Here is a 21,153-nt window from a genome sequence, read left to right on the forward strand (position 1 = left end):
CATCGATGTTCCTAACCCATTAGCGACGGGCGCGGCGCTCTGTCACGCCCGTCGAGTAATGCCGTACGGCAAAGGGAGCTCGCGCGCCTTTACGCGTGCCAGATCTCGTCGCGGTACTCGCGAATGGTGCGGTCGCTCGAGAACCAGCCGGAGGAGGCGGTGTTGAGCAGGGCCTTGCGGTTCCAGGTCTCCTGGTCGCCGTAGCTGTTCGTGAGCTTCTCCCAGGCGTCGACGTAGCTGCGGAAGTCTGCCATGACCAGATCGGGGTCGTTGTTGTTCATGAGCTCGTTGTAGATGCTCTCGAAGTTGCCCGAAAGACCCGCAAAGGTGTTGTCCTTGAGCTCGTCCATAACGCGGCCCAGACGCTCGCGGTCGCCGTTGAGGGTATCCCACGCAAAGTAGCTGTTGGATGCCCAGAGCTGCTCGACCTCGGGAGCGGTCAGGCCAAAGATGGCCTCGTTCTCGCGGCCGGCCAGGTCGGCGATCTCGATGTTGGCGCCGTCGAGGGTGCCCAGCGTAATGGCGCCGTTCATCATGAGCTTCATGTTGGACGTGCCCGAGGCCTCCTTGCCGGCCGTGGAGATCTGCTCCGAGATCTCGGCGGCAGGGTAGATGAGCTGGGCGTTGCTCACGCGGAAGTTGGGGATAAAGCAGACCTTCATGACCTCGTTGACGCGGGCGTCGTTGTTGATGACATCGGCCACGGAGTTAATGAGGCGGATGGTCTCCTTGGCAAAGGTGTAGCTCGAGGCCGCCTTGCCGCTAAAGATGAAGGTCGTCGGCGTCACGTGGAAGTTAGGATCGGCGATGCGACGGTTGTAGATGTCCATCACCTTCATTATGTTCATGAGCTGGCGCTTATAGGCGTGGAAGCGCTTTACCTGGACATCGAAGACGGTGTTGGGGTCGATAACCAGACCGGTCTCGGCCTTGACGTAGGCGGCCAGACGCTCCTTGTTGGCGCGCTTGGAGGCACCCACGGCCTTCAGGAACTCGGTGTCGTCCTTAAACTCCTTGAGTTTCTCAAGCTCAAAGGCGTCTTTGAGCCAGCCATCGCCAATGGTCTCGGTCACGAGCTTGGCGTAGGTGGGGTTGGCCTCGGCAAAGAAGCGACGGTGCGAGATGCCGTTGGTCTTGTTGTTGAACTTCTCGGGCGTCAGGGCATAGAAGTCCTTGAGCACGATGTTCTTGATGATGTCGGAATGGATCTTGGCCACGCCGTTGACGCTGTGGCTGCAGATCACAGACAGGTTGGCCATGCGAATCTCGCCGTCCCACAGGATGGCGGTCTGGCGCAGACGCTCCTGCCAGCCCTCCTTCGTGGTGTCGAACGACTCGTGCCAACGACGGCTGATCTCGTCGATGATCTGGTACACGCGGGGGAGGAGCTTGGAGAACGTGCCGATAGGCCACTTCTCCAAGGCCTCGGGCAGGATGGTGTGGTTGGTGTAGCTCACGACCTGCGTCACGATGTTCCAGGCGTCATCCCACTCGAGCTTCTTCTCGTCGATGAGGATACGCATGAGCTCGGGGCCGCACATGGCGGGGTGGGTATCGTTGGTGTGGATGGCCACAAACTGCGGCAGCAGCTCCCAGTTCGCGCCGTGCTCCTTCTCAAAGGTGTCGAGCAGGCTGTAGATACCGGCCGAAACAAACAGGTACTCCTGCTTCAGGCGAAGCAGACGGCCGTGCTCGCCGGCGTCGTTGGGGTAGAGGATGGCGCTGATGGCCTCGGCCTCAGCGCGCTCGGCATCGGCCAGAGCATAGTCGCCGCGGTTGAAGGCCTCCAGATCAAAGTGCTCCTCGACCGGCTCGGCGGCCCAGACGCGCAGCTTGTTGACGGTCTCGCCGGCATAGCCCACGACGGGGATGTCATAAGGGACAGCCAGGATGTCCTGCGTGTCCACCGTGCGGTAGAACGTGCGGCCGTTCTCCTCAAAGCCCTCAACATGGCCACCAAACTTAATGGTCACGGCCTTGTCCTGACGGCGGACCTCCCAGGGATAGCCATGGGTGAGCCACTCGTCGGTGGTCTCGACCTGGCTGCCGTTAACGATCTCCTGCTTAAAGAGGCCGTAGCGGTAGCGCATGCCGTTGCCATAGCCGGCGATGCCCTCGGCTGCCATGGAATCCAAGAAGCATGCGGCCAGACGGCCCAGGCCGCCGTTGCCCAGGGCCGGATCGGGCTCCTGCTTCTCGATGACGGACAGGTCGAAGCCCATGTCGTCGAGCGCCTCGGCGACCATGTCGCGCACGCCAAAGTTGAGCAGGTAGTTGTCGAGCAGGCGACCGATCAAAAACTCGATCGAGAAGTAGTACACGCGCTTCTTGCCCTCGGCGGTGACGCGGGCGTCACTCTTGGTGGCAACGGTGCGCGCCTTCTCGGCCACGAGCTTGGCTAGGGCGTTAAAGCGGTCGAGGTCACTGGCGGCCTCGACGCTCTTGCCGCTAATGCTCATGACGGCATCGCGATAGAGCTCGGAAAACTCCTGCTTGTTGTCGAAGATCTTATTCATACGTTCCTTCCCCCGGGGATGTTTCTCCCGGAACGGTTATGACTTGTATCCTACGCCTCGTCGGGGCGGGTAATTACAGCTGTAACGGTTTTGTTACGCATCCTTGGCAGATGCCTTAACAGCGCCTGTCTTGGACTTGGGAGCAGCCTTTTTGGTGGCCGTCTTCTTGGCCGTGGCCTTAGCGGCGGGCTTTGCAGCCTTAGTCTTTGCCTTCGCCTTTGCCGGAGCCTTCTTAGCAGCCGCAGGCTTGGGCTTCACCGAAGACGTACGCTTTTTGGGCGCAGCCTTGGGCTCCTCGACCACGGGCGGCTTATAGCTGCTGGGACCGCGGCGCTTAAGCACCACGCCTGCCAGACCGGGCACCTTAATCTCAATGGAGTCCATCTGCCCGTTCCAGGGATAGGGCTCGCTCGAGCAGGTGTAGGGCTCCTTGCCGGCATAGCCGCTGCCGCCAAACTCGGGACGGTCGGAGTCAAAGATGACCTCCCAGTCACCCTCGCGCGGCACACCCACGCGGAAGCTCTCGTAGCTCGCCGGGTCAAAGTTGATCAGGATCACCAGGTCGTCGTCGATGTCCTCGCCCTGGCGCACAAAGCTCACGATGGACTGCTTGGAGTTGTCCGCGTCGATCCAGGTAAAGCCGTCATCGGTGTAGCCGCGCTCGTACAGGGCGGGCTCGGCGGTGTACAGGTGGTTGAGCGCCTTGATAAACGCCTGATGATGACGGTGGGTCTCGTACTCCTCGGTCAGGAACCACTGAATGGACTCGTAGTAGCGCCACTCAATAAACTGGCCGATCTCGTTGCCCATAAAGTTGAGCTTGGCGCCGGGGTGCGTCATCTGGTAGAAGGCCAGCGTGCGCAGGCCGGCAAATTGGCGCCACCAGTCGCCCGGCATGCGGCCGATCAGCGAGCACTTGCCGTGTACGACCTCGTCGTGGCTCAGCGGGCAGATGAAGTTCTCGGTAAAGGCGTACATGATGGAGAACGTGAGCAGCCCGTGGTTGCTGGGGCGCCACGGAAAATCGGTCTGCATGTAGTGCAGGGTGTCGTTCATCCAACCCATGTCCCACTTGTAGTGGAAGCCCAGGCCGCCGTCCTGCGGCGGATAGGTCACGAGCGGCCACGCGGTGGACTCCTCAGCCATCATCATCACGTCAGGGAAGTGGGCCTCCACGGCGCAGTTGACCTGGCGGATAAAAGCGCTGGCGTCCAGGTCCTCCTCGGTACCGTACTTGTTGAACTTCTTTTGGCCCGGATCGTCGATGCCAAAGTTGAGGTACAGCATGCTGGACACGCCATCCATGCGGATGCCGTCAACGTGGAAGTTCTCGAGCCAGTACAGCACGTTGGAAACAAGGAAGGAGCGGACCTCGCCGCGGGCGAAGTCAAACTTGTGCGTGCCCCAGTTGGGGTGAATCTCGTGCTCAAACAGCATGTGGCCGTTAAAGGAGGCAAGGCCATGGGCGTCGGCGCAAAAACCGCCGGGTACCCAGTCCATGATCACGCCAATGCCTGCCTCGTGGCACGCATCGATAAAGTGCATGAGCTGCTGCGGGTTGCCGTAGCGCGACGTGGCGGCATAGTAGCCGGTCGTCTGGTAGCCCCATGAGCCATCGAAGGGATGCTCCATGAGCGGCATGACCTCGATATGCGTGTAGCCCATGTCGCGCACGTAGTCCACGAGCTCCACCGACAGGTCGTCGTAGGTGTAAAACTCGCCGCGCTGCGCGGGGAAGGGGTCCATGGGGCCTGGGTAGTTGCCGTACTCGTCCGGCTCGCCCTGCGGCGCATCGCCGTGGCGCTTCCACGAGCCAATATGCACCTCGTAGATGTTGAGCGGCTGCGACATGTGGTTGTGGCCAGCGCGGCGCTTGAGCCACGCGGCATCGTTCCACTTATAGCCGTCGAGTGTCCACAGCACGCTCGCAGTACCCGGAGGGCACTCGGCCCTAAAGGCATACGGATCGGCCTTGTAGAGCTTTTCGCCCTCGTTGGTCTCGATGAGATATTTATAGAGCTGACCTTGTTCTGCGCCAGGAATAAAGCCTTCCCAAATAGCGCTCGTATGCACGGGCACCAGAGGGTTGGCTTCCTCATCCCAGTCGTTAAAATCGCCAATGACATGCACGCTCTTTACATCGGGCGCCCAAACGCAAAAGCGCCAGCCGCGCGTACGGTTCTGCGTGTCGGGGTGCGCACCCATCTTTTCCCAGCTGCGCTCCCACGTGCCGATGCCAAATAGATAGACATCGTCCTTGGTGAGCTCCGGTGCGTGCGGGGCGGCTTTACGGGTTGCGGGCTTTTTAGCCGTTGGCTTTAGCTTTGTATCGCTCACGTTTGATCCCATCATGACGCGGCAGCGTGTTGCCTTGGTGACTAGATGCGAAAGGTCCAAGGCTGCACGAATCGAAGGGACGGCGATAGTTCTATGATTCGTTCCACCTCGCGTGCTCGGTGGAACTTTCGGCAGAAACTACGATAACACCTGTACGTTACTTTTATGAAGGAAAGTGGTTTTAGGGCGGCGTTTAATCGGTAAGCGCCATGTTTAGACCACTGGCAGAATTGCCGTGGTAAAACTCTTGACAGTTTTACCAATTAGGGTTTCAAGATTGTTAGTTTGACGTTTGGTAAAACGTTTTTAGCAGGATGTTTACCATTTGACATCGAAAGGTTCGTTTATGTCCCAGACCGCCGCCCCCAACGTTGCTTTTATTTTCGATTGCGACGGCACACTGGTTAATAGCACCCCCGTTTGGGCCTATGCCCAGCCCGAGTTATTGCACCGCCACGGAGTCGACGTGACGGTCGACGATTTTGCCCAGTTTGAGCATTTGTCGCTCGAGGACGAGTGCCAGGCCTACCACGACACCTGGGACATTGGCGCGAATGGCGAAGAGCTGTATCGCGAGCTGAGCGACATCCTGATCGATGGCTACTCCAAGGTGCCGCCGCGCGAGGGGCTCCTGGTATTTTTGGAGCAGGCGAAGGCGGCGGCCATTGCCATGTGCGTTGCCACGTCCACACCGGCCGAGCTGGTTAAGTCTGCGCTTGCGGGTGCCGGGCTCGATGCCTACATGGAGTTTGTGACCACCACGGGCGAGGCGGGACGCTCCAAGCAGTTCCCCGACGTGTACGAGCTGGCGTTGCGTCGCCTGGAGGAGCGCCATGGGCACAAGTTTGAGCGCACGTGGGTGTTTGAGGACGCGGTCTTTGGCCTTAAGAGCTGTGGGGCCGCCGGCTTTAAGCGTGTGGGTATTTATGATCCGCACGGCCGCATGAAGCGCGACGACGTACGCACCAACTGCGATATCTTTATCGACAGCTATGAGGACCTGGATTTGGCCCGCGTGCTTGCATTTGAGGGATAGGCGAGGGCTGTGGCTTGTAAGGTATTAGTGGTCTGCGGCTCGCCCGTGGTGGCGAGCGCGGACCTGTTGAGTAGGCTAGTGGGGGAGTGCGATCACGTTGTCGCCGTGGACCGCGGGCTCGATGCGCTGCTGGGCGCCGGCCTGGGCTGCGACGTTTATGTGGGGGATGCCGACACGGTGAGCGATGCGGGCCGCGCGCTGATCGATGCCGCCACCGACTTTGAAGTTGAGCGCCACGACCCGTACAAGGACTATACCGATCTTGCGCTGGCGCTTGATTCCGTCCGCCGTCGCTGGCCAGGTGCCGAAGTAGTTGCGACCTGCGCCACCGGCGGCCGCCCGGATATGGCGCTTTCCGTACTGGGCCTGCTCGCGGGCTACAATGACGCCCCCGTCTGGATTGCCGAGGACAAGGTGGTCGCCCGCATCCTTCGCGCAGGCGAATCGTGGACTATCGAAGGTGCCGAAGGAAAGACGTTTTCTATCATCGCCATTGCCCCCAACACCAAGGTAAGTGAACACGGTCTAGAGTGGGAGCTAGACCACAGCTCTCTGGACCTGCTAACCGACACAGGCGTCAGTAACATAGTAAGAACAACAGCCAACATAACCGTCCGCCAAGGAACCGCAATTGGATTCCTATTCGCGTGAGGGTTTTATCGGGACGGAGCAGGGATTTTAGGGCCTGTCCCAAAAATCCCGTAAGGCACCCCAACAACCCAAAAAAGTCCTTGCATCAAAGAAGGTCTTCCCCTATAGTATCTCCTCGTCACGGGGGCGTAGCTCAGCTGGGAGAGCGCTTGACTGGCAGTCAAGAGGTCAGGGGTTCGATCCCCCTCGTCTCCACCATTGTGATTTAAAAGGCCATCGGATATCCGGTGGCCTTTTTTCATACCCATCAACCCCACAAACCAAAGTGACGCGTACACCCGCGCCCACCCCATAAAAAGTTGCGCAATTCCTTCCCGGTTTTGTACAAAGTTTGTTAGCCAAAGATAATAGTTTGAGCAATTCACGCCGCCAGCAATGCAACTCAGGCAGTGCTCACCAACCCACACGCCCCCATAAACCTGCGGCAATGTTTGCAAGACGGCACAATATCCCCCATAACCACGGCAAATAAACAATATGTTGCTCAATACACCCCAAAACGCATGGGCTGCCTGCTGTGCTAGAATACCTAACGTTACATGGGTTCAACTGTGCTAACGGCTCCAGCAAGCCGCAATGCACAGGGTCGATCAGCATCCGGCCGTAACGGCGGTGCCAGAAAAACCACGAGCTCCAATAGCGTCGTCATGCGTATCGCATCGAAAGTGTTTGTACTTGACTTTGTTCAAGCTGTACTTTCGAATCGGTATCTCATGACAAATCGCAGCAGTTCTGCAGCTGTTTGCGTGCGGTCCAGTTTTGTACCCGCTTGACTGGTTCGCACGCAGCCAGCTGGAGTCGCGGTCATTTTGCGTTACACGTCCGCGTCTCCAGCAACTGCGCTTATACATACCGTTTACGGTGGGACAGAGCCACGTGCTTGTCTAACTGGGCTCAGGGTTTGAATATGGAGCGCCTTCGCGCATGAGCGCCCTGGCGAAGCCATACCCAAACCCCGTGAGCCACACGTAAGACAGCAAGGGGGTGGTGCTCGTGTGGTATGTGATCCAGGTCATTAACGGTCGCGAAGACGTAATGCGCGAGCGCATCGAGCGCATGGTGCCGGCGAGCGCCATGCAGGAGCTCTTTTACCCCCAATTTCAAACCGAGATCAAAGTACACGGCGAATGGGTCAATACGACCAAGCCGCTCTTTCCCGGTTATCTTATCTGCGATACGGCAGATCCCCGTACCGTGCAACAGTATCTGCTGCGTATGGACGACTTTGCCCGTGTGTTATCCCAGGATGGTCAGTTTGTGCCGCTGGCAAAAGAAGAGACCCAGCTCATTGGCAGTTTTACCAATAGAGGAGACCGCGTAGTGCCCATGAGCGAGGCCTTAAAAGACGGCGACCAGGTCGTAGTGACGGCAGGTCCACTGTTGGGCCACGAGGGCCTCATCAAAACCATTAATAGACGCAAGAGCACTGCTTATCTGGAGCTCGACCTGTGCGGCCGACGTGTGACTACGCGCGTTGGCCTTGCCGTGCTTTCGGCCGAACAGCGCGTAATGCGAAACCTAAAAAAGGCGATCGCCTAGCTGCTGGCGGACGCTACACAGAACAGGGAGGATCCCCGATCTGGGGACGAAGTGTTGAAAGAGAACGTGTCGGATAAACCTCAATATGCAACGGATGCGCCCGCGGGGGCGACGCTCATCGCTCAGGCCATGGACCGGCGTGAGGGCGGCGATCGCTACAAGGCCATGCAGTCCATCATGGACTGGGATCGTTCGCGCCTGGCCTACCGCGCCGTTAAGCGCGCCTTTGACATCGTGTTCAGCGGCTGCGTGCTGGCCGTCATAGCCGTACCCAGCCTTGTGCTTGCCGCGGCCATCCGCCTAGAGAGTGAGGGCAACCCCTTCTACAGCCAGATCCGAGTGGGGCAGACCCGCCCCGACGGCAGCCTGTCCACCTTCCGCATGTGGAAGTTCCGAAGCATGTACAAGGACGCCGACGAGCGCCTCGCCGAGCTCAAGGAACAAAACGAGATCGCCGGCGCCATGTTCAAGATGAGGGAGGATCCCCGCGTCACGAAGATCGGCAAGTTCATACGTAAGCACTCCATCGACGAGTTCCCGCAGTTCCTCAACGTGTTCCTGGGCCAGATGAGCGTGGTGGGCCCGCGCCCGCCGCTGCCGCGCGAGGTTGAGCAGTACACCGAGTACGACCTGCAGCGCCTGGCCGTGAAGCCAGGCATCACCGGCTGGTGGCAGGTGACGGACCGCAATTCGACCGATTTTGACGGCATGGTCCAGCGCGACCTTGAATACATCGCTAAGCGCGGGATCATCACGGACCTCAAGATTGTCGTCCTTACGGTAATCGAGGTCATCACCGGTAAGGGTGCGTGCTAATGCTCGATAATTATTCAAAGTATTCCGAGCTCAATCGCGTGCCGGTAATTGATGTCCCGATTACCGGCACGAATATGCCTCACTGCATTCATTTTCTTACTGAGCATATCGATGAGCTCCGTGGCGAATACATCTGCGTTTCTAATGCACATACGTCTGTAATGGCCCACGATGATCCTTCCTATTGGGCTTGCCAAGCTGAATCCGTCATGTCTGTTCCTGATGGAAAACCCCTGTCGATTGTTGGTAGAAAGGCTGTTGCATCAATGGACCGCGTTACTGGTCCAGACTTGATGCGAGAGATTTTTGAGATCTCCAGCCTGCACGGATGGAGCCATTACTTCTACGGAAATGAGACGAAGAACCTCGAGGCGCTCAGAGATGCGCTTCAAAAGGAATATCCGAGCTTGGAAATCGCAGGCATGGAACCCTCCGTTTTCCGTCCACTGACATATGGCGAAAAATGCGATTTATCCCAACGTATTGCCGACTCAGGGGCCGATTTCGCATGGATCGCGCTTGGTGCGCCTCGTCAGGAGCTTCTTATGCACGAACTCAAAGGGGGGCCGCAGCCGCTGATGATCGGCGTTGGTGGCGCGTTCAACGTTCTCGCCGGAGTGGTACCGGAGGCACCGATCTGGATGCAAAACCTAAGCCTTGAGTGGCTATACAGACTTATCCAAGAGCCGAAACGACTTTTCAAACGATATCTAGTTACTAATACCAAATTCCTCTTTTACCAGTTCACGGGCGCCAAGCGCAAGGAAGGCAAGTAGATGAAATCCACCACCGCATTCAAAGACAAGACCCTGATGATCACGGGCGGCACCGGCTCGTTCGGCAACACCGTCCTCAAGCACTTCATGGACACCGACCTGGCCGAGATCCGCATCTTCTCTCGCGACGAGAAGAAGCAGGACGACATGCGCCACCGCCTGCAGGAGAAGTCGCCCGAGCTCGCCTCCAAGGTGCGCTTCTTCATCGGCGACGTCCGTAACGCCCAGTCGGTGCGCGACGCCATGCACGGCGTGGACTACATCTTCCACGCCGCCGCCTTGAAGCAGGTGCCCTCCTGCGAGTTCTTCCCCATGGAGGCCGTGCGCACCAACGTCATCGGCACGGACAACGTGCTGCACGCCGCGATCGACGAGGGCGTCGACCGCGTCGTGTGCCTGTCCACCGACAAGGCGGCATACCCCATCAACGCCATGGGCAAGTCCAAGGCCATGATGGAGTCCATCATCTACGCCAACGCCCGAAACGGCGCCGGCCGCACCACCATCTGCTGCACCCGCTACGGCAACGTCATGTGCTCGCGCGGCAGCGTCATCCCGCTGTTCATCGACCGCATCCGAAAAGGGGAGCCGCTCACGGTCACCGACCCCAACATGACCCGCTTCCTCATGAACCTGGACGAGGCGGTCGACCTGGTGCAGTTCGCCTTCGAGCACGCCAACCCCGGCGACCTGTTCATCCAGAAGGCGCCTGCCTCCACCATCGGCGACCTCGCCGAGGCGGTCCAGGAGGTCTTCGGCCGCGTGGGCACCCAGGTGATCGGCACCCGCCACGGCGAGAAGCTCTTCGAGACCCTCATGACCCGCGAGGAGCGCCTGCGCGCCGAGGACATGGGTGGCTACTACCGCGTGGCATGCGACTCGCGCGACCTGAACTACGACAAGTTCGTCGTGGACGGTGAGGTGGAGACCCAGGCCGACGAGTCCTACACCTCCCACAACACCGAGAGGCTCGACGTTGAGGGCACCATCGCCAAGATCAAGACCGCCGAGTACGTGCAGCTGGCGCTCGAGGGCCGCGAGCACGAGGCGGTGCAGTAGGGTGCGCGTCCTCGTCACCGGCGCCAGGGGCTTCGTCGGGAAGAACCTCTGCTGCGCGCTGAAAAACATCCGCGACGGCAAGGACCGCCGCGCCAAATACCGAGCCCTGCTGCCGCTCGAGGTCATGGAGTATGACGTCGACTCGACGACCGAGGAGCTGGACGGCTACTGCTCCCGCGCCGACTTCGTCTTCAACCTGGCCGGCGTCAACCGCCCCGAGGACCAGGCGGAGTTCATGGAGGGCAACTTCGGGTTCGCCTCCACGCTGCTTGATGCCCTCGAGCGCCACGGGAACACGTGCCCCGTCATGCTCTCCAGCTCCGCGCAGGCGAGCCTTTCCGGCCGTTTTGAGGGCTCGGTCTACGGCGAGTCGAAACTGGCGGGGGAGGGCCTGTTCCGCGATTATTCCGAGCGCACGGGCGCCCCGGTGCTCATCTACCGCTTTCCCAACCTCTACGGCAAGTGGTGCCGCCCGCGTTACAACTCCGCCGTGGCCACCTTCTGCGACGCCATCGCCAACGGCCGCCCCTACACCGTGAACGACCCCTCGGTGGAGCTGGAGCTCCTCTACATCGACGACCTCGTCGACGAGATGCTGGGCGCCCTGCTGGGGGAGGAGCACCGCTGCGGATACGAGGGGCTCGAGCGCGTCGACGGAGATGATTTCTGCTACGTCCCCGGGACCGACGTGAAAACCCTGGGCGAGATTGTCTACCTGCTGGGCAGCTTCCGCGACAGCCGCGAGACGCTTTCGGTGCCGGACCTTTCCGAGGGATCCTTCTCCAAGAAGCTCTGGAGCACGTTCCTGTCCCACTACGAGCCGGGGCACTTCGCCTACTCCCTGAAGCCCAACACCGACGAGCGCGGCTCGTTCACCGAGTTCCTGCGCACGCCGGAGCGCGGCCAGGTCTCCATCAACGTCTCGAAGCCCGGCATCACCAAGGGCAACCACTGGCACATGAGCAAATGGGAGAGGTTCCTGGTGGTCTCCGGTACCGCGTCGATCAGGCTGAGGAGGGTGGGGGAGGACGCCGAGGGCAAGCCCTTCCCCGTCGACGAGTATGTCGTCTCTGGTCCCGACATGCGCGTGGTCGAGATGATCCCCGGCTACACGCACTCCATCACCAACATGTCCGACACCGAGGACCTCGTGACGGTCATGTGGGCCAACGAGCCCTTCGACCCCGAGGACCCCGACACCTACTACGAGGAGGTCTAGCCGCATGGGCAAGGACTATTCCGATATCCGCTTCGGGGACGACGGCCGCCTGAAGCTGCTGATCATCGTGGGCACCCGCCCCGAGGTCATCCGCCTGTCCGAGGTCATCAAGAAGTGCCGCCGCCACTTCGACTGCCTGCTGGCTCACACCGGGCAGAACTACGACTACACGCTCAACGGCATCTTCTTCCGCGACCTGTCGCTGGACGACCCCGACGTCTACCTGGACGCTGTGGGCGCCGACCTGGGCGAGACGGTGGGCAATATCATCGCCGCGAGCTATAAGCTGATGGTGCAGGTCCAGCCCGATGCGCTGCTGATCCTGGGCGACACCAACAGCTGCCTGTCCGCTATCGCGGCCAAGAGGCTCCACATCCCCATCTTCCACATGGAGGCGGGCAACCGCTGCAAGGACGAGTGCCTGCCCGAGGAGACCAACCGCCGCATCGTCGACGTGATCTCCGACGTCAACCTTGCCTACTCCGAGCACGCCCGTCGCTACCTCAAGGACACCGGCTGCGCCCCGGAGCGCACCTACGTCACAGGCTCGCCCATGGCGGAGGTCCTGCGCGCCAACCTGGACAAGATCGAGGCATCCGATATCCTCTCCGAGCTCCGCCTTGAGCCCAAGCGCTATATGCTGCTCTCGGCCCACCGCGAGGAGAACATCGACACCGAGGCGAACTTCACGAGCCTGTTCACCGCGATCAACGCGCTGGCCGAGAAATACGACATGCCGATCCTGTACTCCTGCCACCCGCGCTCCCGTAAGCGCCTGGAGGCCACTGGCTTCAAGCTCGACCCGCGCGTGCGCATGCACGAGCCCATGGGTTTCCACGACTACAACTGCCTGCAGATGAACGCCTTCGCGGTTGTCTCCGACTCCGGCACCCTGCCCGAGGAGTCGAGCTTCTTCGCCAGTATCGGCCGCCCGTTCCCGGCGGTGTGCATCCGTACCTCGACCGAGCGCCCCGAGGCGCTGGACAAGGCGTGCTTCACGCTTGCCGGCATCAGCGAGCGCGGCCTGCTCCAGGCGGTCCACACCGCCGTCGAGCTCGACGCCGAGGGGTCGCTCCCCGAGGCCCCCGTGCCCGACTACGCCGACGAGACCGTGTCCACCAAGGTCGTGAAAATCATCCAGAGCTACACAGGCGTCGTAGACAAGATGGTGTGGAGGAAATGCTAGTGTCGCAGACCCAAGGGCTCACGACCGACGCGCTCGTCGACGAAGCACTCGCTCTGGGTGAATGTCTGGGACGCCCGCTGCGCTACGTCCAGCTCAACAGCTTTTACAACGGTTCCACCGGTACCATAATGCGCAACCTTCACCATGAGCTGACTGAGCGCGGGGTTGACTCTTACATCTTCTGGGGCCGTCGCCACAACACGATAAGCGACCATGAGCAGTGCTGCGCTTCGAAGGCCGGCTACCTCTCCCACGGCGCCATGACACGTTTGCATGACCGCATGGGCTTCTACTCTAAGCGAGATACCGCAAAACTGCTCAAGCGCCTGGACGAGATCGATCCCGATGTGGTGCACCTGCATAACATACACGGCTATTACGTGAACATAGAGATGCTGTTCTCTTGGCTCGCCTCACATCGTTGCCAGGTTAAATGGACGTTGCACGATTGCTGGGCCTTTACGGGCCATTGTGCACACTTCACATATGTGAAGTGTGCACAATGGCAGTCTCATTGCGCGTACTCGAAATGCTGCCCGCAGCTGGACACCTATCCCATAACGATTTCAAAAACCAACTGCGCGAGAAACTATGAAGATAAGAAACGCATCTTCACGAGCGTACCGCCTGAGCGGATGACGCTAATAACACCTTCACAGTGGCTCGCGGATTTGGTCGGGGAGAGCTTTCTCAAAGATTATCCGGTGGAGGTCCGTCATAACGTCATCGACACCGACGTTTTCAAGCCCACCCCAAGCGACTTCCGCGAGAGATACGGTATTGGCGACCGGTTTATGGTGCTAGGCGTTGCGAGCCCTTGGACCAAGCGCAAGGGACTTCCTGATTTCGTCCGCTTAGCCGAGGAACTTGACTCTGACAAGTTTGTCGTAGCGCTCGTCGGCCTTTCGGATCGGCAGCTAAAGGCGCTTCCCCGGGGCGTTGTTGGCCTCAAACGTACCAACTCTCCCCAGGAGCTCGCCGGCATCTATACAACGGCGGACGTCTATTTCAATCCTACCGTAGAGGACAACTATCCGACGGTCAACCTTGAAGCCGAGGCCTGTGGCACTCCTGTTATAACTTACGACACAGGTGGGTGCAGGGAGACGCTTCATCGTGCTGATTCAAGTTTCGTTGCCGGCTTTGATCAAGCACTATCCATGATAGAGAAAGGCTTTTAATAATGAGGGTCGACAAAGTCGTTCCTGCTGCTCAGGGATATAAACGCGTAGCGAAAATACCTTTAAAGGGCGTTCTCCTTGCAATAAATAAGTTATCGAACAAAACTTATAAAAAGCTATACCCTCGCTACTTGGCGTGGCTAGGGGTCAACATCTCGGATAAGTTCTCCGAGTACGGTGATCCTTGGATAAGCCCTGAATGCCGCTTCGATGCGGCGGGCTACAATCTCATCACTTTGGGCGATGGAGTCACCATCAGCTATGGAACGTCCATCTTAGTCCACGACTACAGCATCGACAAGGCGTTGTATGCTCGCCGTGGGACGCATGGTAAGCTTCTCAAGTCTGTGACTATTGGCAGGAACTGTTTTATCGGCGCAAACACAATGATTCTGCCTGGCACTGTTATCGGTGATGACTGCATCATCGGGGGGGGGTCGGTTGTCAAAGGCCGCTTTCCGGTTGGATCGGTCGTATGCGGCAACCCGGCTCGCGTTGTTGGAACTGTAGATGAGTTCCTTGAAAAGCACGAGGCCAAAGAGGATATCGTTTATGGACTTTCCTAATGAGAAGGTGCTGCTGATTTCACGTCTCGACGGAAACAGGGGGCCTTTGGGCGTAGCCGCGGCAGTCCACTCCCGTCTTGCCCAGAATCATGCTTGCAAGCTTGCTGAGGTTTATTCCTTTGCCGATGTGCTAAAGCTCATTGTGAAGATTCCATTTACTTACAAGGGTTACTCCATATGCGTGCACCAAAATGGATTCAGAGTACCCATGGCGCTCTGCATGCTATCGAAGATTGATCACGGCAATAACTACTACCTCGTAGTTCATGGCATTGCAGCCGAAGAACGCAAATACCGGCCGGTGCTGTCTCGTGATCTTAAGCTCGAACCTAAGCTAATTAGAGAGTTCCCGAATCTCATCTGTGTTTCTAGGTTTGAGGCTGAAGTTCTTAAGAAGTTGTATGGCCGTAACGAAAACGTTACGGTGATCGGGAACGGTGTCGACCTCCCTGTAGGGGTTGAAGTCGACTCATTGTTGGCTGAGAAGCGCTCCTCGAATCCTCCCGTCGTGATAACGACGGGAGGATTCGAGGAGCGCAAGGGCTGCGATCTCGCACTCCTTGCGCTGTCGAAGTATGCTGCCCTAACGGATGCCCAACCTAGGCTCATAGTATGCGGTCGGGATTCCCGGGCCGTCGGCTCCAATCGTGCCCTCTGCGAAAAGATGGCTAGGGAGGGTGGTGTTGAGCTTGATTACCGCGGAGAAATATCTGACAAGGAAGAGTTAATGAGGCTCTATCGTAAGGCTGACTTCTATGCCGGGCTCAGCAGGTTCGACACCTTCAATGTATCCGTTTTGGAGGGCGCCGCATCTTGCTGCATACCTATTATTTCCGAGAAGTGCGGCGCCTCTGCGCTCTTTGACGGATCCAACTCTATTCGTTGCGATATCGACGAAGCGGATTGGGCAGATGAGGCTGCCACATCCCTTGTTCGCCTGTGTTCTGATAACGCCCTCTATCGCGAGGTGGCAAGTCGCTCTCACGCTGTTGCCACAGCGAATACTTGGGATGCCGTGGCGGAGCGCTATTGGGAGGTTCTTTCGAATGACGAATAGCGCTACCGCTGATCAGCCTGTAAACCTATCACTTTCGTCAAGGAGCTCGGTCTTCTTCTGGATGGGTTTTTGGGTCTTATTTGCCAAATTCTTTCTCCAAGCTACTGTTTTCGTTGCGGTAGAAGGTGCGTTTGCTAAGGTCTTATTGCTATTTGGATGCGCTTTTCTGGCGTTCAGGGTGGCTGTCCTTTTCCTGGAGGGCCACTCGAGCGGTTTGGGAATTATAGGTATATGTCTCGGAACTGTGTCCTATGTTCTATCTGGCGAGTCTGTTTTGTTGACTACTTCGCTTCTTCTTACCGCCGCATATGAAATTGATCCGCAATCTATCCTTAAATGCTGGAGCCGCGCCGTAACGGCAATCATAGTCCTTATGATCTGGACCTATGTCATCGCTCGGCTGATGGGCGTGACGATTGGATTGCAATGGTCCGATATTGGAGGCCTGTCTTCGAATCGTAGTGCGTTGTTTTTTATCCATCCGAATTACTGCGCAGCCGTATTCTTCGCTTGGGCTATGGCCATGTTCTGTCGAACGGATGTACACATTGCGCTGAGGGGAATCGTCGGCGCGATTTCTACGAGTGTGATTGTTGCTGTAGCGGGTTCGCGGACTTCGGCAGCATCTCTCCTTCTCTTCTATGCATTGGTGGTTGTACTAACGGCCTGGTCAAATCGTGCGGGCAGCGGCTTTGTAAAATGGGTGCCAAGGGTTATCGTTGCCGTTCCTTTGGTTCTCTTTCTTTTTACGTTGTGGATTTCCGCCATCTGGTTCATGGGACCCAACTTCAGCCAGGCTGCGAGTGATTTTCTTACTGGTAGGCCTGCTCTTTGGTGGGCACAATGGAATTATGCTGGTCTCACTGTTTTCGGACACCATGCCTTTGAAGGCGTTCTTCTCATCAGGGGATCATTTCACGATATCCACACTGTTGATGGGATGTACGCATCGTTTCTGTTCAATATGGGGGTCGCAGGTTTCGCCTGGCTTCTAGTGCTCGCATGGCGTGCTTTCAAATTGAAGGAAGGAATCGATCCCATCTTTGCAGCCGCTCTTATTGCCATTTTCATCTTTGCTTTCACCGAGTGGCATGCCGTAAATGCTGCTGTCTGCGCCCCTCTAATTCTCCTCTCTCGAGGAATGGTGCCTATCGAAAGGAGAGTACTCCGTGATTCCTGATATTCACAAACCTCTAATTTCTCAAATGACTTGGTACCAGTCTCAAAACTATGGGACGGTTCTTCAGGCATATGCCTTGCAAAGAACATTGAATGACATTGGGGCGGACGCTCGCCTCGTGAATTACGACCCCGCGCCTTGGCAGCAGCGAAATCAATCCGGGCTGCGTAAGAGTAAGCCCTTCAAGGCCGCTCGCATGTTCCAGCAGCGTGCAATGGGGGTTGCGCCGTTCACCTCTGCCGAGAAGAGTGCCGCGTTCAAGGGGTTTACTTCCACCTTCATTAAAGAAACCGAGCCGGTAGCTTCGCCAGATGATTTTGAAGCTCTGAATTCCTTTTTTGATGCGTTTGTCTGTGGCAGCGATCAAGTGTGGTCCCCACGTTGCTTCGACCCTCGTTACTATCTCGATTTCGTCGCTGACGATAAACCCCGTATCGCCTATGCTCCAAGCTTCGGTTGTGACTCGCTCCCGGATACCATTGCTGCGGCTATCGCCCCACTTGTCTCTGGCTTCAACGCTTTGAGCGCTCGTGAGACTGCGGGAGCGCGAATGGTGAGGGACCTTAGCGGCAGGGAGTGTAAGGTTGTCTGCGATCCAGTGGTACTGCTCGGTGCTGATGAGTGGCGTTCTATCAGTCGGCATGACACTCCGCTAGTCTCCGAGCGCTACTGTCTCTGCTACTTCTTGGGTCGCTCCGAGGGGAACTGGAAGCTTGCCCGTTCCATTGCCAAGAAAAAGGGCCTCGAACTCGTTATTATCCCTGTGTTTAACGGAGATATTAAGCGTGGGGGTATGGTTCCTTCTGGCGTGGGGCCGCTAGAGTTCCTCTGGCTCATAGACAATGCATCCCATGTGTGCACTGACTCGTTCCACGGTCTTGTCTTCTCGACCCTACTAGAACGAGACTTCTCTGTCTTTGAACGCTTTAAACCTGGCACCACCGCCTCACAAAACGTAAGAATTGAAAGCTTTTTGAGCCTTACAGGCCTTGAGGATAGATTAATCCGATGGGATGCTAAGGACGCATCCTGCTCTGTCGCCCAAGTCAACTTTGCTCGTGCCGAAACCAGGATTTCCTCACTTCGCCAGAGTTCTCTGGAGTATCTGCGAGGGGCTCTCAAGCCGGTACTCTCTGAGCACTAACGGTGCGCGTAATCGTGAACCATTAACAAAGAAAGGTAGCGTAGATGCCTGCTAAGTACACAGAAGAGAAGAACGTTCTCATGCTCATGAGTCTTATGAAGCAGCATGGAGTGAGGAAAATCGTTGCCTCTCCGGGGACCACAAACATATCGTTCGTGGTCAGTCTTCAGCGCGACCCGTATTTCCAGGTGTTCTCCTCCGTTGATGAACGCTCCGCGGCCTATATCGCCTGCGGTCTTGCAGAAGAGTCTGGCGAGCCGGTGGCTCTCAGCTGCACGCAGGCCACAGCGTCCAGGAATTACTTTCCGGGTCTCACTGAGGCCTATTATCGGAAACTTCCCGTGCTTGCAGTTACTTCGACGCAGCATGCGGTCCGCATTGGCCAAAACATTCAACAGGCCATCGATCGAACCGTCCAACCTATCGACACCGTGAAGTTGAGCGTGCAAGTGCCTATCATTCAGAGCGCTGAGGATGCCACTTACGCCAACGTTGCCATCAATCGAGCGCTGCTTGAGCTTCGGCGCGATGGCGGAGCCCCCGTCCACATCAACCTCACCACAACCTATACCAAGGTATACGATGCCTCAGAGCTCCCCAAGAGCCGTAGCATCATGCGTTATACATCAGAAGATGAACTTCCTCAGATCCCTTCCGGCTCCAGGGTTGCCGTCTATGTCGGTGCGCACAGCCGCTGGAGCGATAGACTTACCGTTGCCGTTGATTCATTCTGCGAGACCTACGGCGCGTGCGTTCTCTGCGATCAGACGAGTAACTATTGGGGCCGTTACCGCGTGAACCCCTCGCTGCTTTTCTCGCAAGGCAATGCCGTTGCCTCGTCAGAGACAATCGACGTCCTCATCCACATCGGGAACACTTCGGGGGGAGCCGCGCCAAGACGTCTTAAGGCGTCCTGGCGCGTCAATCCGGATGGAGAGGTGCGCGACACTTTCGGTTGCTTGAAGAACGTCTTCGACATGTCTGAGGAGCGCTTCTTTGAAACATATGCGAGTATGGTTGACTCGACTACTTCGCCGGCGTACCGAGAGGAGTGCGCGCGCGAGGCTACCGCCATTATGACCAAGATTCCTGAATTGCCTTTCTCAAACGCTTGGATGGCTCAACAGACTCTGCCCCTCTTCCCTGAGGGCTCAATTATCCACATGGGAATTTACAACTCGTTGCGTACATGGAGCCTCTTCGAGGGCAATCGGGTCCGTGGGTACTGCAACACGGGAGGATTTGGCATCGACGGTGGCGTATCAAGCCTGCTCGGAGCATCGCTGGCTACAGATGCCCCCTGCTTCGGCGTGTTCGGTGACCTTGCATTTTTCTATGATATGAATGCACTCGGTAACCGTCATGTTGGCAACAACCTACGCATCCTCATTGTTAACAACGGCTGCGGTGTCGAGTTCAAGAATCATATCAATCGCGCTTACCCCCTCGGCGATGAGGCAGACCTCTATGTAAGCGCTCGGGGCCATTACGGGCACCAGTCGCGCAAACTTATTAAGCACTTTGCCGAGGACCTTGGGTTCGAATATCGGGGCGTTGAGACAAAAGATGAGTATCTAGTCGCTGTTGACTTGCTCGTTTCACCAGAACCGCGCGACCGCCCCGTTCTGATTGAAGCGTTTGTGCGACCCGAGGACGACACCGATGCACTTAAGATCCTCTACAGTATCGAGGAGACTACGACGGGAAACGCCAAGGCTGCCATCAAGTCTGTCATTGGTGAAAAAGGCGTACGCATGCTGAAGGGGCTTGTTCGATGAAAGCGCTACTTCTGGGGGGCACGGGTGCGATAGGGAACTATCTCCAGGGGGAACTTTCCTCTCGTGGGTGGGACGTCTTCGTTACCTCTCGAAGCGCCCGTAGATCGCAGGGTTCGGTCACCTATCTCCGGGGCAATGCGAAGGATCCAGTATTTCTCGCTGATGTGTTAAAGGATGGATACGATGTCCTAGTAGACTTTATGACATGGGACCCCGAGGTATTCCGTTCAGTGTCCGAGCTCATGCTTGCTTCGGCTGGCCGCTACGTATTCCTCTCGTCCTACCGTGTCTTTGCCGATTCGCCGATTATTGACGAGCGAAGCCCGCGTCTCCTTGAGTCGTGTCCTGATGAGAGATATCGCGCTGGCGGAGAGTACGCAATCATTAAAGCTCATGAGGAGGACATCCTTCGATTCGGCTCGATGGAGAACTGGACCATCGTGCGCCCCGCCATTACCTTCTCGGGTGATGGTGTGGGCAGATTTCAGCTATGTACATACGAAAGCAGTCTCTGGCTTTGGCGCGCTTTAAAGGGGCTTCCGGTCCCCGTCGTTCACGATATGATGGGGAAACAATGCACTCTCACATGGGCATGTGATGTCGCGCGGATGATTGCACTGTTGGTCGGGAACTCCGCTGCCGCCGGTGAGGACTTCAATGTGGCGACCTCGCAGCACCAGACTTGGGGCGAAGTGCTCAACTTGTATCGCTCCGTCTTGCCGGTCGAGACGCGCGATGTGACACTTCATGACTATGAGTACCATTGCGGTCCCGCTTTGAAGGAATATGGCTACATTCCCCAGGTTCGCTACGACCGTATGGTCGATCGCATTCTCGACAACTCAAAGGTGCTTGAGTTCACGGGGCTAACGACTGGCGACCTTACCGACGTTCGAGAGGCGCTTCCCCGGGAACTCTCGGCCTATCTTTCGCATGGGCCGCACCTCTCCGCATCCCCGACGGTGCAAGGGCGCCTCGATCGAGTCTCCGGTTCGTCATTGCCGTTTCGAGACACTTTAAGCGAATTCGGGGTTTCTGGTTCCCTTAAGTATCTTGCTGCAATATTTGGGTTGGTGTAAAGGAAACTTGAGTCAAATAAAAAAGAAGAAACA

Annotated in this window: 17 protein-coding genes and 1 tRNA gene; 16 read left to right on the plus strand and 2 right to left on the minus strand. The window is 57.5% G+C overall.

Annotation, left to right across the window (positions count from 1 at the left end; all coding sequences use genetic code 11):
- Positions 1–89: 89 nt before the first annotated feature.
- Positions 90–2,516, minus strand: a complete 2,427-nt coding sequence (locus tag DWY03_RS02095) for a glycogen/starch/alpha-glucan phosphorylase (protein ID WP_117837170.1) — start codon at positions 2,514–2,516, stop codon at positions 90–92.
- A 93-nt stretch (positions 2,517–2,609) separates the two neighbouring features.
- Positions 2,610–4,868 (minus strand): 1,4-alpha-glucan branching protein GlgB, encoded by a 2,259-nt coding sequence (gene glgB / locus DWY03_RS02100; protein ID WP_117837169.1) that lies wholly within the window; start codon positions 4,866–4,868, stop codon positions 2,610–2,612.
- Between the two features lie 331 nt (positions 4,869–5,199).
- Here glgB and DWY03_RS02105 point away from each other — a divergent pair, with 331 nt between their 5' ends.
- The 16 genes from DWY03_RS02105 (at position 5,200) to DWY03_RS02180 (ending at position 21,120) form a co-directional block, all read left to right on the plus strand.
- On the plus strand, positions 5,200–5,889 hold the full coding sequence (locus DWY03_RS02105; RefSeq protein ID WP_117837168.1) for an HAD family phosphatase: 690 nt from the start codon (positions 5,200–5,202) through the stop codon (positions 5,887–5,889).
- Between the two features lie 9 nt (positions 5,890–5,898).
- On the plus strand, positions 5,899–6,540 hold the full coding sequence (locus DWY03_RS02110; protein WP_117837167.1) for a thiamine diphosphokinase: 642 nt from the start codon (positions 5,899–5,901) through the stop codon (positions 6,538–6,540).
- Positions 6,541–6,662: 122 nt separating this feature from the next.
- Positions 6,663–6,738 (plus strand) — tRNA-Ala (locus tag DWY03_RS02115).
- A gap of 789 nt (positions 6,739–7,527) precedes the next feature.
- Positions 7,528–8,079 carry an antiterminator LoaP gene (gene loaP, locus DWY03_RS02120; protein ID WP_231500779.1) on the plus strand — a complete coding sequence of 184 codons (552 nt, stop codon included), beginning with the start codon at positions 7,528–7,530 and terminating at the stop codon, positions 8,077–8,079.
- 66 nt (positions 8,080–8,145) lie between these two features.
- Positions 8,146–8,895 (plus strand): sugar transferase, encoded by a 750-nt coding sequence (locus DWY03_RS02125; RefSeq protein ID WP_231500778.1) that lies wholly within the window; start codon positions 8,146–8,148, stop codon positions 8,893–8,895.
- Positions 8,895–9,671 (plus strand): WecB/TagA/CpsF family glycosyltransferase, encoded by a 777-nt coding sequence (locus DWY03_RS02130; RefSeq protein WP_197032793.1) that lies wholly within the window; start codon positions 8,895–8,897, stop codon positions 9,669–9,671. The genes DWY03_RS02125 and DWY03_RS02130 overlap by 1 nt, the downstream gene beginning before the upstream one ends.
- Positions 9,672–10,730, plus strand: coding sequence for a polysaccharide biosynthesis protein (locus tag DWY03_RS02135; protein ID WP_089571660.1), 1,059 nt, complete (start codon positions 9,672–9,674; stop codon positions 10,728–10,730).
- 1 nt (position 10,731) lies between these two features.
- On the plus strand, positions 10,732–11,949 hold the full coding sequence (locus DWY03_RS02140; protein WP_117837165.1) for an NAD-dependent epimerase/dehydratase family protein: 1,218 nt from the start codon (positions 10,732–10,734) through the stop codon (positions 11,947–11,949).
- A 4-nt stretch (positions 11,950–11,953) separates the two neighbouring features.
- Entirely contained in the window at positions 11,954–13,135 is a 1,182-nt protein-coding gene (wecB, locus tag DWY03_RS02145) for a non-hydrolyzing UDP-N-acetylglucosamine 2-epimerase (protein WP_117839775.1), read from the plus strand.
- On the plus strand, positions 13,135–14,316 hold the full coding sequence (locus DWY03_RS02150) for a glycosyltransferase (RefSeq protein ID WP_197032792.1): 1,182 nt from the start codon (positions 13,135–13,137) through the stop codon (positions 14,314–14,316). The genes wecB and DWY03_RS02150 overlap by 1 nt, the downstream gene beginning before the upstream one ends.
- A gap of 2 nt (positions 14,317–14,318) precedes the next feature.
- Positions 14,319–14,882, plus strand: a complete 564-nt coding sequence (locus DWY03_RS02155) for a DapH/DapD/GlmU-related protein (protein ID WP_117839777.1) — start codon at positions 14,319–14,321, stop codon at positions 14,880–14,882.
- Positions 14,869–15,939, plus strand: a complete 1,071-nt coding sequence (locus tag DWY03_RS02160; protein WP_158558601.1) for a glycosyltransferase family 4 protein — start codon at positions 14,869–14,871, stop codon at positions 15,937–15,939. The genes DWY03_RS02155 and DWY03_RS02160 overlap by 14 nt, the downstream gene beginning before the upstream one ends.
- On the plus strand, positions 15,929–17,119 hold the full coding sequence (locus DWY03_RS02165; protein WP_147334503.1) for a hypothetical protein: 1,191 nt from the start codon (positions 15,929–15,931) through the stop codon (positions 17,117–17,119). The genes DWY03_RS02160 and DWY03_RS02165 overlap by 11 nt, the downstream gene beginning before the upstream one ends.
- The gene (locus tag DWY03_RS02170; RefSeq protein WP_117839780.1) at positions 17,109–18,263 is read left to right on the plus strand and encodes a polysaccharide pyruvyl transferase family protein; all 1,155 of its coding nucleotides are present in this window, start codon (positions 17,109–17,111) and stop codon (positions 18,261–18,263) included. The genes DWY03_RS02165 and DWY03_RS02170 overlap by 11 nt, the downstream gene beginning before the upstream one ends.
- 44 nt (positions 18,264–18,307) lie before the next feature.
- Positions 18,308–20,041, plus strand: coding sequence for a thiamine pyrophosphate-binding protein (locus DWY03_RS02175; protein ID WP_117839781.1), 1,734 nt, complete (start codon positions 18,308–18,310; stop codon positions 20,039–20,041).
- Positions 20,038–21,120, plus strand: coding sequence for an NAD-dependent epimerase/dehydratase family protein (locus tag DWY03_RS02180; RefSeq protein ID WP_117839782.1), 1,083 nt, complete (start codon positions 20,038–20,040; stop codon positions 21,118–21,120). The genes DWY03_RS02175 and DWY03_RS02180 overlap by 4 nt, the downstream gene beginning before the upstream one ends.
- The last annotated feature ends 33 nt before the right edge of the window (positions 21,121–21,153 follow it).

This window comes from Collinsella sp. AF23-2 (assembly GCF_003459245.1).
Classification (GTDB): domain Bacteria; phylum Actinomycetota; class Coriobacteriia; order Coriobacteriales; family Coriobacteriaceae; genus Collinsella.

What these genes read in the sequence shown, in the direction of transcription:
- DWY03_RS02130 (WP_197032793.1), top strand. Translation starts at nt 8,895, where the DNA reads ATGCTCGATAATTATTCAAAGTATTCCGAGCTCAATCGCGTGCCGGTA.
- glgB (WP_117837169.1), bottom strand. Translation starts at nt 4,868, where the DNA reads ATGATGGGATCAAACGTGAGCGATACAAAGCTAAAGCCAACGGCTAAA.
- wecB (WP_117839775.1), top strand. Translation starts at nt 11,954, where the DNA reads ATGGGCAAGGACTATTCCGATATCCGCTTCGGGGACGACGGCCGCCTG.
- DWY03_RS02175 (WP_117839781.1), top strand. Translation starts at nt 18,308, where the DNA reads ATGCCTGCTAAGTACACAGAAGAGAAGAACGTTCTCATGCTCATGAGT.
- DWY03_RS02180 (WP_117839782.1), top strand. Translation starts at nt 20,038, where the DNA reads ATGAAAGCGCTACTTCTGGGGGGCACGGGTGCGATAGGGAACTATCTC.
- DWY03_RS02160 (WP_158558601.1), top strand. Translation starts at nt 14,869, where the DNA reads ATGGACTTTCCTAATGAGAAGGTGCTGCTGATTTCACGTCTCGACGGA.
- DWY03_RS02105 (WP_117837168.1), top strand. Translation starts at nt 5,200, where the DNA reads ATGTCCCAGACCGCCGCCCCCAACGTTGCTTTTATTTTCGATTGCGAC.
- DWY03_RS02095 (WP_117837170.1), bottom strand. Translation starts at nt 2,516, where the DNA reads ATGAATAAGATCTTCGACAACAAGCAGGAGTTTTCCGAGCTCTATCGC.
- DWY03_RS02135 (WP_089571660.1), top strand. Translation starts at nt 9,672, where the DNA reads ATGAAATCCACCACCGCATTCAAAGACAAGACCCTGATGATCACGGGC.
- DWY03_RS02155 (WP_117839777.1), top strand. Translation starts at nt 14,319, where the DNA reads ATGAGGGTCGACAAAGTCGTTCCTGCTGCTCAGGGATATAAACGCGTA.
- DWY03_RS02165 (WP_147334503.1), top strand. Translation starts at nt 15,929, where the DNA reads ATGACGAATAGCGCTACCGCTGATCAGCCTGTAAACCTATCACTTTCG.